Source organism: Maribacter sp. R86514 (assembly GCF_044597005.1).
Taxonomy (GTDB): Bacteria; Bacteroidota; Bacteroidia; order Flavobacteriales; family Flavobacteriaceae; genus Maribacter.
In genome coordinates this window covers 2,562,795-2,576,588 of the sequence record NZ_CP138999.1, presented here as the reverse complement: position 1 = coordinate 2,576,588, position 13,794 = coordinate 2,562,795, and the positions used below count along the sequence as shown (strand labels likewise).

Genomic DNA, 13,794 nt, shown 5'->3' with positions numbered 1-13,794 from the left:
TTATGAAAAATCTACTAAAATTAGAGGAACTCGCCTTAATGGTGCTCGGTATTTTTATGTTCGGCTTGTTAGGTTATCAATGGTGGTGGTTGCCAGTTTTGATACTTACACCAGATATTTCAATGTTGGGTTATTTACTAGGTTCCAAAATTGGTGCAGTGTGTTATAATACCTTTCACCATAGGGGATTCGCCGTACTATTATACTTTGTAGGTATTTATTTTATGTTACCTATAATACAATTAATAGGTACAATTCTTTTTATACATACCGCCATGGACCGTATCTTTGGTTACGGACTCAAATATGATAAAGGGTTTAAGTTTACGCATTTAGGCGAAATAGGTAATAACAATGGATAATATATTTGATACGATTCTCGGTCTGGTTTTAGGGGCTATTGGCATGTATTGGCTTTTTAATTTTTTTAAAGGCAAGAAAAGTAAAGAGATCACAACACACCAATCTACCGTATTGTTAGAGAAGATGAAAAGTGTTTGCAAATTGATATCTGTAGAAGGGGAATTTGCAGAAATCTACCAGTATGAAAATGTAAAAGATTTCATGAGTTTGGTGAGTAGTAAAAAGAAGGCTTTAGTAGTTATAAAAGCTAAAGCACATATTGGTTATGATCTAAGTAAACTTTTAATGCATGCCGATGAGAAAAAGAAAAAAATAGTTCTTGATAATTTTCCGCAACCAGAAGTATTGAGTATTGAACCAGAACTGGAATTTTACGATATTAAAAGTGGATTTTTTAACTTTTTTGCTCCAGATGATCTGACCAAATTAAATGCGGAAGCCAAATCGCATATAAAGGAAAAAATTCCTGAAAGCGGACTAATGGATAACGCAAGAAAAGAAGCCTTGCAAACAGTTTTGATTATGGAAAAGATTGTTGAGACCATAGGTTGGACATTAGATTATTCCGCACTTAAAATTCCGCAAAAACAAATAGAATTACTCGAAGAAAAACAATAAACAACTAAGATTTAATTATGAAAAACGTAATTTGTATCCTTGCAATAACACTAATGACCTCTGTAACTTTTGGTCAAAATGATGATAAAATGACTGAATTCGACGCTAATTTTTCCCATACTGTATTTTTTTGGTTGAAAAACCCTGATAATCAAGCAGACCGAACTGCTTTTGAAACTTCTTTACGTAAGTTTTTAGATAACTCGGCATATGCTAAAACACAATTTATTGGCAAGCCGCCAAAAGCGAGTAGAGATGTGGTAGATGGTTCATTTACGTATTCTTTAATCGTAAGTTTCGACTCTGCTGAATCTCAGCAAGCATACCAAGATGAAGCACCACACAAGGTGTTTATTGCCGAATCTGAAAAGTTGTGGTCTAAGGTCATCGTTTACGATTCTACAGGTATTTAAAAAGTACCATAATTTTAAGGTCGGGTACTGTTTATTGTATTTGACCTTAAGTTAATTTATGTTCTAAAACCTCAATAGCATGAATGTTGAAGAATACCGAGATTATTGTATCTCAAAGAAAGGAGTAACAGAATCTTTTCCTTTTGATGAGACGACGCTGGTATTCAAAGTTATGGGTAAAATGTTTGCCCTTTGTGGCTTGGATAATGTTCCGCTTCGCGTTAATTTAAAATGCGACCCAGAAAGAGCTATAGCACTTCGTGAAGAGCATGATGGCATTATTGAAGGTTGGCACATGAGTAAAAAGCATTGGAATACCGTATACCTAGACAAAATATCTAAAGACCTTACAAAAGAACTTGTTAATCATTCGTACAATTTGGTGGTTTCTAAATTGACTAAGAAAGTGAAGGCGGAGTTGGAGGCACTTTAATTCATCATTCCATTTATAGAAACCATTTTCTAAGGCTATCTTTACCTTTTCTATAATAGGTTGATATTCATGAATAATTTAGAAGAATTTTACACCCAACGCGTACAAAAGTTTGAAGAGGTTATTGAAGCCTTGAATAAGAAACTTTTTTTATTTAGCACGTTACGATTACTGATATTCTTAGGTACAATAGCTGCACTTTATTTTGCTTCGGTAAATGCCAAATATGTGGTTGCCGTGTTATTTGTTGGTATACCATTGTTCTTATTTTTAGTAAGTAAGTACACAAATCTAAAACTTCAAAAAGCTAAAATTGAAGAATTGAGAAATCTCAATCAAGTAGAGCTTAAAGTACTGAAGAGAGATTACTCTGAACTACCTAACGGAAAAGAATTTGTCGATGACATTCATTTTTTCAGCCAAGATATAGACTTGTTTGGTGAAGGTTCTTTTTATCAAATTTCGAATAGGACAAAACTTGCTGAAGGCAGCCTTTTATTAGCCGATATTTATAAGGAGAATTCGATAAACGAAATTGCCGATAAACAAGAAGCAATTGCTGAAATTGATGAAAAAGTCGATTGGCGACAAGAGTTTTCCGCCATGGCGGCGTTAACGAAAACGGAAACTTCTACACATACTATTGCCAAATGGTTAAAGAATTACGAGTCTTTTGTACCAAAGGCAATGAAATTTATTCCGTTAATATTTTCAATTATTTCAGTGGCTATTTTTATTGCATACTTTTTGGATTACCTACCGGAATCTGTATTGATTTCATGGTTGGTTCTAGGTATGATCATTGTTGGCCTATTTACAAAAAAGGTAACCAATTTAGGACAGAGTGCTACCAAAATGAAATCTACTTTTGACCAGTACAATCAACTATTGGCAATGATAGAAAAGACTGATTTTACATCAGATCTATTGAAAAAACAAAAGGAAAACATTTTAAGCAATGGTGAACATAATTCTAAAGTTCTAAAGAAATTTGCATCACTTTTAAGCAACCTAGACCGTAATAATAATCTACTCTATTTAATATTTGCAAACGGATTTTTCCTTCGCTCATTAACTGATTGTCTTGCTATTGAAAAATGGATTGATGCGCATGGTAAAAGTGTAGAAATTTGGTTCAATACCATCGCATTTTTTGATGCCTATAGTAGTTTAGGGAACTTTGCTTTTAACCATCCGAATTTTACATATCCTACGATTACCAATGACGGAGTGGTATTAAAGTCTAAAAATGCAGGTCACCCGTTGTTAGATCCAGCAAAAAGTGTATTAAATGATATTACTATTGATGGCGGACAGTTCTTTATCATTACCGGTGCAAATATGGCTGGTAAGAGTACATTCTTACGAACTGTTTCATTACAGATTATGATGGCTAATGTTGGGTTGCCAGTTTGTGCTGAATCCGTAAGTTATTCCCCAATAAAACTAATTACCAGTATGCGTACTACAGATTCATTGACAGATGATGAGTCTTACTTCTTTTCAGAATTAAAACGACTTAGATACATTGTAGACGAAATACAAACAGATTGCTATTTTATTGTTTTAGATGAAATTTTAAAGGGAACTAATAGTACTGATAAGGCATTGGGTTCAAGAAAGTTTGTAGAGCGTTTGGTAAAGAGTAAATCTACTGGCATTATTGCTACACATGATCTTAGTCTTTGCGAAGTCGCTAATGAATATGATGCGGTAAAAAACCATTATTTTGATGCAGAAATCATAGATAACGAACTACATTTCGATTACACCTTTAAAGATGGTATTTGTCAAAATATGAACGCTTCTTTTTTGTTAAAGAAGATGGGGATTATAGAATAGAACTGAAAGTCAAGAAATTAAATTTTAATATTATTAAAAATAATATCAATAACTATTAATTCCCCCTTTGGGGGCTAGGGGGCTCTGCATCATATGGATTCATTAACACAAATTGTACTTGGCGCAGCAATGGGCGAGGCGGTTCTTGGTAAGAAAGTGGGCAATAAGGCTATGCTTTATGGTGCAATTGCAGGTACAATTCCCGATTTAGACGTAATAACACGCTATTTCCTAGATACCGTTACGGCTACCGAATGGCATAGGGGAGTTAGTCATTCTATTTTCTTTTCAATAGTATGTGCACCCATTTTTGGTTGGTTGGCCTGGAAAATAAATAAGAGAGAATCGGCTACTTGGAATGAATGGTCTTGGCTCATGTTCTGGGGGCTCTTTACGCATCCGTTGTTAGATGCATTTACTACTTGGGGCACACAATTATTCTGGCCATTTAAAACTAGGCTGGCGTTTCAAAGTGTATTTGTGATCGATCCATTGTATACAGTTCCGTTTATCATTTTTTTGATATTGGCCATGTTTCAAAATAGGACGTCTGTAAAACGCAGAAAGTATGTAAAACTCGGACTCCTAGTTAGTACATCATATTTAGTATTAACATTAGTTTTAAAAGGTATCGCTTTTCAGAAATTTGAAAATGCGCTTGAGGAACAAGGTATTTCTTATAATGAAATGAATACCCGCCCTGCACCATTGAATACGGTATTGTGGATGGCAAATATAGATACTGAAGATGCTTACTTAATGGGAGATTATTCTTTCTTTGATACGCAGCCTATCTCGTTTATATCGTATCCTAAAAATCATGAATTACTGGGTAAATGGTCTGGTAACGATAAAATAGAGCGACTTGTAAAAATAACCGAAGGCTGGTATACGATTACCGAAAATGATGGGCAGCTGTATTTTAATGACCTAAGATTCGGACTTATTAGTTTAGACAATAATGAAACCCAGTTTGCATTCAGTTATAAATTAGTACCTAATGGAGATGATTTAATTTTGGAAGAAAGACCAAAGTTTAAAAGAGACGCCAAACGTTTAATGGTTGCGTTGTGGCAACGTATTTGGGGCAATTAGCTTCTTAAAACGGATAACCTATCGCAAAATTCAAGGTCATATTATTATCAGCATTTCCAAAGAAAGGTACATTCCAACGTTCGTTTTCATCTAAATAGGGTATACGCAGTGGCGAAGCTAAATCTAACCGAATCACAAAACTTTGAATATCTAAACGAACACCAAAACCTACACCTGCGGCTACTTCGCTTAACCAATCTTTTTCGAATTTACCATCGGTAAAAAGTGTTTCTGAAAAACTACTGTTTCTTTGGTCGGCTTCGATATCAGAGTAGTCACCTGTCAACCAAACATTACCTGCATCAATGAAAAAGGCACCCTTTAGGTAAGAAAACAAAGGGAAACGATATTCAACATTGGCTTCTAATTTTAGGTTTCCAGACTGGTCAAAATAATCTGTAGTGGCGTTTTCGGTTTCTGCGTTAAAATTACCCGGACCCAAAGAACGAATATTGAAGGCCCTAACACTATAGGGACCTCCAGAATAAAATTGCTTTATAAAGGGTAGCGTTGTGCTATTGCCATAAGGCACACCCCAACCGGCATATATGCGAGAAACTAAGGTGCGTTCTTTTTGCCAACGCAAATATAGTCTCAAATCTGCATCTGCCTTTGCATATTGTGCATAAGTAGAACCGAATACAGTCTCTGATCCACTGCTAATAAGACCCAGAAGATTACCGGCTACATCAACATTTGTAGCGAAATATATTGGTGCCTCTTTACTTAATTTAGAAACTTCATCGTAAGTAAAACTATACAATAAGCCTGCAATAAAGCGCTGCTCGAAACTTTGGCTGAGATATTCGTTATCGTCTAGTATGGTCTGGAAGTCATTGGTTACGTTAGAAAGTTTAGAGTAGTTGATACTAATAGGGTCTAGGGTGTGGTATACATATTGATTTTCTTGCCATGTATAGCCAAAAGAAGCATTAACTGAGCTTAGAGTAAACAATTGGCTGCGCTGTAAAAAATCGTAGCCTAGGGATATTTTTGTCTTGGGTACTGCATATTGAAACCTGCGAGGAGATAATGGTACGGATCTAGGTATGACCAAGTCTGCGCTTATACCACCGGCAATGCTGCTTAAACTGGAATTATTACCACTTGATAATTGCGATTCATAACTGAAATTGGCGGAAACACTAAAGGTTTCGCCCCCATTAAAAATGTTTCTATTGATATGGCTTAATAAAACACCTGGCCCGGTAAATCCATTTGATTTAGATACGGCCTGTATCTCTGCCCTAATAGACCTTTTGGTCAATGGAGCCAAATAAATGTTTGCTGCCAACGAACCGCCATTGCCATCGGTTGCAGTGGTGTCTATTTCGGTGTATTGTATATTTACATACTTATAACTGCCTAATGCAGATAATCTGTTGCTTGTTTGTTTAGACGTGTTGGCATTGTACAAATCTCCCTTATTGAATAATAAATACGACTCTAAGAGTTCTGGTTTAAAATAAAGCTCTTCTTGAATAAAATCGATACCGTTAACCCGTGTAGTATTTTTTTCATTCAAGGGTAATGTGTCGTCCTCAATAGTATAATTTGGATAAACAGTAATAGAATCTATAGTGTAAGGAATAGATGCACGCGCTGGTACATCTTTTTTAAGCCTGAGAAATAAATCGAACTTGCGATTTTTATATTGATTGGTGTCCGCTTCAAAAATCAAAAGGTCTTCTTGGCTGTTATAAAACCCCCTTTGTTTTAGTCCATTATTCAAACGTATTCTTTCAGCTTTTAATAGATTTAGGTCAAAACGGTCTCCTTTCTTTAGAGCTGTTTCAGGTAGCATTTTTTCTATTTCCTTATATATGGGTAAGGTGTCAGATTCTAGATTGTAATTCTCCAATACATAAGGAACAGGTAACTTGGCGGAATAATTTACAGAGGCAAATTTCTCATCTATGACCGTTTCAGATGCTGATCTACTGTAGAAAAATCCATTATTATCCAGTCGGTTCAGTATCAATTCTTCTATACGTTCTGGGTTTACATCTGAAAAATATACAGGTTCTTCCCCAAAAGATTTGTTTAGAAATTTGTATATGAAACCTGGTTTTTCTCGCTGCGCTTTATAATGAAAGAACAAAGCTGGCTTCATTCCTAAAAACGTAGTATTCGGGTTGGGCTCAATAAGACCTAGTAGTTCTGATTTTATTTCTTTTTCGTCTTTACTGTTACTTTCTGTAGTTAACTCAAGAGTTGATCCTGTATATAGTTGCTCACCCTCTGGTATATACTTCTCTATTCCACAAGAATGCATGAATAATAGTATTATGCAGCATAGATTAAGGTATGTTGTTTTTTTATTTTTCAATGTCCTCTTCTTTCTTATCCTCTTTCAGAGATTTTTTATCGGAATTCTTATCTTTTATCGGGCTGAATAATTGACTGAATTTATTGAACTCGCGGTTAAATATAAAAGCCACACCGGTTATGATCAACTGTCCATCTATAATATTTTGATATTCTTGTTTTCTAAAACCTTTAATTCTATACGTACCTTCTTCACTTAATAAATATTCTAAGGTAACGTTACCGATTATAGGGGTTTCGGTATCGCTAGATGATGCGCTGCCCTCAACGTCTACGGCACTACCTGCCGTTACTATCAAGCGTTCGTTGAATAGTTTTTTACTGGCATTAATATTTAACTGTGTTCTACTCTCTGCGGTACCACTTTCATAATCTTCAAAGCTATCTAAATCAAAACCAAGCTCAAAACCTGTATTGCCCAGTAGTTTACTTGAAATAGCGGTAAGTTCGTTTGAAAGTACTTTGTTGACGTTGTTTTTTGCAATGGAAATAGCACCGCCACTACTACCATCACTACCAGAAGTAGGATAAAATCGGTTGAGTGCCAATAGCGAAAACACCTGTTTGTTCAATTCAGCTTCTTGCTCGTTCAATTGTTGAATACGACCATAAACCGCACCACCAAAATTACCTTGTTCGTTTTCGGGCATGTCCAAAGCAAATGAAATTTCTGGTTTAGTTAATTGACCGTCGATATTCAAGTATACCAAAAAGTCTGTCGCCTGCTGATAAATGCCTGAAGCGCTGTTGTCAGTACCGTAACTAATAGATGACATTAACGAAGATGCCGAGGTTTCTATCTCGTATATGGCGGTAACATCCATTCTGGCATCATAAGGGTCTCCACTCCAAACGATACTGCTGCCTTTTTGTAATTGAAATTCACGGCTAACTAGATTATACAGGCTTGTTCTATAAAAGCCTGAATTTAATTCTAATCTGCCAGCGAGACGTATATCTTGATTTGGATCAATATTTAAATTCAATGTTGCACTACCTGATGCCTGTAATTTATCTTGTGTTTTCTCATCGAGAACAATAGTGAATTTGGCTTCTTCACCAACCTCCAATATGGTATTGATATCCATGCCGGCAAAAAAAGATTCGGTAGTTTCTTCATCTGTTCTGGTAAGAATAGCATCGGGATTTTGCCTGTTTACGAAAATAACAACCCCGTCACGCTCTTGAATGTCCAATTGGTCTTGTGGTACAACATAGGTAATATCCGTAATATCACGAATACGTAATTTTCCATCTACAATCGGTAATTCTAAGTTACCCTGTACTTTTAAATCTGCCTGTATACTTGCAATACCATATACGAGTTCATTATCTCCTTTTTTAGAATCCAATACTCTAAACTGATCGGTCATCAGAGACAAATTAAAAGTAGGATTTGCAAAACTCTTTGTAGTAACGTTACCATCAATGGTTAGTTTACCCTGGTTGACATCGTTTATGTAGAAGTCATTAAAGGTGATTTCATCTTGATCGATATCAATACTTTGATTGTCAATGAGCAATGCAGACTTGTAAGCATTTAAGCTTATGCCAAATTCATTAAAATTTATTCTTCCGGAATATTTAGGTTGGGTAAGTGTGCCTTTGACCAATAAGCTACCATCTAAATAACCACTACCGTTTGTTAGTTGTTCGTTAGAAAATCCTTCAACAACACTAGCCTGTAGCTTTTGAATATCAAGTTCCATGTTTAAATACGCAGCATCTTCCGTAGCCTTGTAGTCTCCTGTCAAGGTGAGGTTAGCACCACCATCTTTAACCGCAAGGTCGAAGTCGTATTCTGATAAAGATTTGGAGGATCCGTCTAAGGTTAACGTACCTAACGGGTTTTGCATTACTTGAAAATCTTTTATATCGATATCGGCAATTAAACCAGAGGCCGAGTATGGATTAAGAATAACAAAATTACCTTCTACGTTGCCTTTTGCAAGAGCTTCATCAGGATTCAAAAAGCTTAGAAATGTCTGTAACTGAAAATTCTCGAACAGAATGCCAATATGTTCGCCCTTCATTTTCGGTACTTTGTTTGAAATTTCAAGTTTTTGTGTGTTTCTGGACAAAATTAGATTCTTGAAGTCTGAATATTTATCGGCTATAACGATATTATTATCCTTAGGTATTTGCCATTGTTTTTTATTTAATGTCAAATCTTTAGAATCAATTTGTAGTTTTAAGGTATCCTTTTGAAAAACGAGTTTAGAACCTATATGCATTACTTGAACAGAGTCGTTCTTGGATGTAAAATCAAGCAAAAGCTCTTTGTTACTCAAATTACCCTTTAAATAAGTCTGTTTTAGGTGAACGGGTTCATAAATCAAATCTGCCAAACCTGCCGAGAACCTAAGGTCAACGGCATCTCCTTTTATGAATGCATTTAAACTATCAACAGAGCTGCCTGCATAAGCAATATGCGGTACTTTAACCTCTGCGGATATTTTTCTATTTTTAGAATTAAAACTTGCATCTATATTCAAAGAGTCTAAATCTTCTACTCCGTTGAAAAACACTTTAGAAAGAACCGGAGTTGGAATAATTGCGAGAGCCAATTTCGCGTCAATATCATCCTCAACTTCAAATGTGCTGCCGTCTGTAGAGAAGTAATTCGCCATTTGTTTTTTTAAGGCATTAGTAATTCTATTGGGTGATGTGTTTGATGCCAATTGCCCGTTCAAGAAGTTACTTTCAACAGAAACGTCGGTAATAGTATCTTCAATGTGGGCTTTTAAAAGTATGGTAGAAACTTGATATTGTTCGTTATCTGCAATGGCAATACCGTCATCAATAGTTGTTTTGATCCTGAAATTTGATGGATTGCCTTTATAATTACCATTGATATTTGCCGCAATTTTTATGTTTTGCTTTGTAAGGGCAAGCTGCTGTAAATCTGCGCCAATGATATTTGAAGTGAACGTAATATCATTTTCTTCTGCTGAAAGCACCATTTCTGCATTAGCTTTCATGTTCAAATTTGGATCTTTTATGTTGGCTGTTACATCGCCATTTCCGTCTTTTAGAAAACCATTAATACTCACTTCTTTATAGGTATATCCACTGTACTGAAATTGCGAAACCGTACCGTTGATATTAGCATTAAAATTACTTAATTCATTACCTGATCCTTTAGCTTTTACATCAAGTGAAATGTTACCCATTCGATTGTTTTGTAGCAGCTGCCCCAGCTCTAAACTATCCACTGAAACAGTGCCGTCGAATTTCATGATATTTTCAAAATCCACTAGGGCATTAATGTTAGCGTTTCCTTCTGGTATTTTAATGTTTAAATTGGGGTTTGCCCATGTTGTTCCACCAGATAAACTCCCTTTTGTAACTATGGTTTTTGGAATAGAAATACCTAAATTTTTGGACGATATTATTTTATTAATAGCCATTTTGGTAGTGTGAAGGCTAATATTGTTCAATTTGTAATTGAGGGAATCTGCATCTGTAAGATTATTTATACTGCCTTCTGCAATAAGTTCGGTGTCTTTGCCCCATTGTAGTTCTGTATTGAAATTATCTACTTTTTTCAAGGTCCCCTCAGCTTTTAAATTCCCCTTAATAGGATATGCGGATAGGGAATCTATATACTGATTTTGAGCTAAGTAAGGTTGAAATCTCAGTAGATCGTCAAGTTCTAAATTAAGGTCTGAAATTTGTGCGAACAAAGTACTTTTCTCAGGATTTTTCATTGCTCCTTTCAAAGAACTAAACCGTATATTAAAATCTGCATTTGCAGAACTCTGATTCATTTGAAAAACCACATCTGAAAGTGACGCTTTGGTATTGGTCAAACCTACATTAAATGTCAATTGATTTAACCTGATGCCGCTAGATTCTGAAAAGGAGAAATCAGAAAGGTTTAGATTGAATTTCTTTGGTTGGTACTTTAAATCTTCAGCTAGCAGTTGTAGCTTTTCAATTTTAAATGCTTTTGGGTTGAAGGCTTCAGTTTTATATTGGTTACCATTTAATGAATAACTAAATGTATTTTTTGAAATATCAATATCGTTGGCTGCAATGATAAATTCGGGCCATATAAATTCAGCTGTATTATTGGTAGTTTCTACTGCTTCTTCACTATTTATTTGAAGGTCGATTTTTGAATTTTGAAAAACAAAGTCATCTGTCTCGTAACTATTCTTAGAAACATCTGCTAGTATATCTGTAAGTTCAATAGTGCCTAATTGTAATTTAGTTTGTAAACCACCAGATTGGCTATCGTAGTTGATATGAACATTTTTTACATTAAAATCTTCAACTTCTATATATGGTAGGGCTGTACTAGTGGTGTCTTCTGTTATTGGAAAGGCTTGGGATTGTACATATGTAAACTCAGTATCGCTAAGCTCAAAATCATCTAAAGAAAATTTCATGGCATCTAGGTCAAATTCAGATACATCGATATCTAGTTTACCAAGTACTAAGTTCATATCCGTTCCTAAATAGGTATCGTTATACTTCAACTTCCAATCGGCTATATCTAAATTGCCCACAGTAATACTCATTGGTTCGCTGGCAGTTGTAGTAGTATCCGTTGGTGTGGTCAGGGCATCGATCAAAAATGTAAAATTAAATTCATCGGGGTTGCTTGCTCGACTAACATTAGCAACTACGCCGTTCGATATGACATCATCTACATTTAAAGAATTTTGAAAGACAAGTGGGTAAATAGGTATATCTGCCTGCAATGATTTGGAGAAGAACAAAGTATCTCCCTTTTTATCCTCAAGAAATATATTTTCTATTTGAACGTCTCCTAAGAAGGTGAGGTATAAATTACCAACCTCTACTTTAGTATTGGTTTTGTTTGATATGGAACCAGTGACCTTTGAAACAATAAAGTTCTGCGCCCAAGGAGTTCTAATTATTAAAATTAATATGAGGAATAGAAACAAGAGACCAAGAGCTGTTTTTCCTAGTCGTTTTAGATATTTTTTAAATTTCGGATTTATATTGGCCATTTCGTTAATACTGAGTGATTGAATACTAACATTCAATTATAAACCTGGGCAATACTATCCCAGTTGAGCCATAAAACCTGTAGCAATTATAATCAGCAGTACTATTATAATAACGAGGTTGTAAAACCTTCTCTTTTTTTTCTTGGATTCTTTAAGTGATGCCATAAAACAGCAAAGTTAAACCTACCAATAGATAAATTTAGCTTTTTTGAAAAGAAGATTATCTGTATGCGTTTTTATTTGATCGAAGACTATTGTTTGTTCTTGATATAATTAGGTGTTAGTAATAGCACATCTATGCAAAACGGTATTTCGTCTACACATACCGCTGATTTGGCAGCTACGGTCTTTTAAAGCCAGACCGTCACCATATCTTTGAAGTGTAAGTAACGATTAACAAACAAAGTATTATTAGTAAGGTCTATGAAAAAAGTAGTCAACGCAAAACAATGTTTAGGTTATTTTGAAACCGTTAGCCAAGATGAAATTTTCGAAATCGGCAATTTTAATATTACTTGTTCTGAACTAATTTTAGAGGCTATGGCAAAATAGGTAATTGTTCAGGTAGTTCCCCCAAATCACTAAAAGCCAATAGTAATATTGGCTTTTTTATTTTAATCCTTTGGTCTGAATTTTATGAAAACTATCGGCTTGTAGGCGAAGTAGTTCTTCTGCCTTTTTCTTTTTATAGCCGTACAATTCTTCTTCACCTTTTAAATCTTCATATATTTTTTGATTAATTTCTCCGTCAGTTGAAGCTATAAGTTGACGTTGTGCCAATTTTTGTTCTACCCAAGTAGAAAGTACACTTTCTTCCTCTTCTTGTTTAATATCATATTCTCCTTTGGGGGCAAGTAATTTTGCAATAATCGGTGATGTTTCAATAGCCAGAAACAATAGAAATATAAAGAAAGAAGGTAACCACGGCAATTCGTCTAAAGCGGTAATTCGAGCCATTAATCCGTCGAAACCATCTATTATGGGTTGCGAATTTTTTACTACTTCGGCATATTCAGTGTTTAAAACTGCAATTTGAGATTCTATCGCCGATACCTTTTCATTGTTAGTGGTTTTTAACGCCTGTAATTCTGCAAGGGCGGCATCATGCTTATCTCGTTTTTCAGCATAAACGGGACCTTTGCCTAGCAGTTTGGTTCCGGCAGTACCTTCGGCTTCATTGATATAAATATCATAAAGCGCATTTGTTTCTTTTTCTTTAGTCGCGATTTCTGATTTTAAATCGGTAATATCTTGATTCAATTGCGCAACCCTTGGCGTGTATTGCAATGCAAGTTGGTCTTTATTGGCAAGGGTAAGTTCATTCTTTTGCTCTAATAGTACCTGATTTATTTCCTTCTCGAAAATTTTCATTTCCAAGGGTTTTGAAATTACTATGGCAATTATGACAGCGAGAATGATACGTGGAGTAGCTTGTAAAAACTCTTGACCAAAATTGTTTCTTTTTTTAATGGTAGCAACTATAAAACGGTCTAAATTGAATATTAATAATCCCCAAATGAAACCGAAGAATGCTGCGGCATACACATTGTCGAAAACCGTGAATAATGCATAGCTACTAGCAATAAAAGCCATTACCGCTGTAAAAAATACGGTAGCGCCAATACCTGCATATTTGTTTTGTTCACCTTTAGAGCAGGTTTTTAAAAGATCGGCATCTGCCCCTGAGCAGAGAATAAAGAAGTTTTGTATCATGATGATT

The 13,794-nt window shown here is 35.2% G+C and carries 10 protein-coding genes; 7 read left to right on the top strand and 3 right to left on the bottom strand.

The features are described from left to right. Window positions 1-2: 2 nt before the first annotated feature. The 6 genes from SJY30_RS11295 (at window position 3) to SJY30_RS11270 (ending at window position 4,764) form a co-directional block, all read left to right on the top strand. Window positions 3-362, top strand: coding sequence for a DUF4260 domain-containing protein (locus SJY30_RS11295; protein WP_396632281.1), 360 nt, complete (start codon window positions 3-5; stop codon window positions 360-362). Next, window positions 355-981 carry a DUF4230 domain-containing protein gene (locus SJY30_RS11290; RefSeq protein ID WP_396632280.1) on the top strand — a complete coding sequence of 209 codons (627 nt, stop codon included), beginning with the start codon at window positions 355-357 and terminating at the stop codon, window positions 979-981. Before SJY30_RS11295 ends, SJY30_RS11290 begins: the two co-directional genes overlap by 8 nt. A gap of 53 nt (window positions 982-1,034) precedes the next feature. Next, window positions 1,035-1,394, top strand: a complete 360-nt coding sequence (locus SJY30_RS11285) for a Dabb family protein (protein WP_396635326.1) — start codon at window positions 1,035-1,037, stop codon at window positions 1,392-1,394. A 79-nt stretch (window positions 1,395-1,473) separates the two neighbouring features. Next, complete coding sequence (locus SJY30_RS11280) at window positions 1,474-1,827, top strand: MmcQ/YjbR family DNA-binding protein (RefSeq protein WP_396632279.1); 354 nt, start codon at window positions 1,474-1,476, stop codon at window positions 1,825-1,827. Window positions 1,828-1,896: 69 nt separating this feature from the next. Next, on the top strand, window positions 1,897-3,669 hold the full coding sequence (locus SJY30_RS11275; protein ID WP_396632278.1) for a DNA mismatch repair protein MutS: 1,773 nt from the start codon (window positions 1,897-1,899) through the stop codon (window positions 3,667-3,669). 93 nt (window positions 3,670-3,762) lie between these two features. Beyond that, the gene (locus SJY30_RS11270; protein WP_396632277.1) at window positions 3,763-4,764 is read left to right on the top strand and encodes a metal-dependent hydrolase; all 1,002 of its coding nucleotides are present in this window, start codon (window positions 3,763-3,765) and stop codon (window positions 4,762-4,764) included. 4 nt (window positions 4,765-4,768) lie between these two features. Here SJY30_RS11270 and SJY30_RS11265 read toward each other — a convergent pair whose 3' ends face one another. Next, the gene (locus SJY30_RS11265) at window positions 4,769-7,039 is read right to left on the bottom strand and encodes a BamA/TamA family outer membrane protein (RefSeq protein ID WP_396632276.1); all 2,271 of its coding nucleotides are present in this window, start codon (window positions 7,037-7,039) and stop codon (window positions 4,769-4,771) included. A gap of 43 nt (window positions 7,040-7,082) precedes the next feature. Next, complete coding sequence (locus tag SJY30_RS11260; RefSeq protein ID WP_396632275.1) at window positions 7,083-12,074, bottom strand: translocation/assembly module TamB domain-containing protein; 4,992 nt, start codon at window positions 12,072-12,074, stop codon at window positions 7,083-7,085. 423 nt (window positions 12,075-12,497) lie between these two features. Between SJY30_RS11260 and SJY30_RS11255 the strand changes: the two genes are divergently transcribed. After that, a complete protein-coding gene (locus SJY30_RS11255; protein WP_396632274.1) occupies window positions 12,498-12,626 on the top strand; it encodes a hypothetical protein in 129 nt (42 codons plus the stop codon). Between the two features lie 57 nt (window positions 12,627-12,683). Here SJY30_RS11255 and SJY30_RS11250 read toward each other — a convergent pair whose 3' ends face one another. Beyond that, the gene (locus tag SJY30_RS11250) at window positions 12,684-13,787 is read right to left on the bottom strand and encodes a DUF4407 domain-containing protein (RefSeq protein WP_396632273.1); all 1,104 of its coding nucleotides are present in this window, start codon (window positions 13,785-13,787) and stop codon (window positions 12,684-12,686) included. Window positions 13,788-13,794 lie beyond the last annotated feature (7 nt).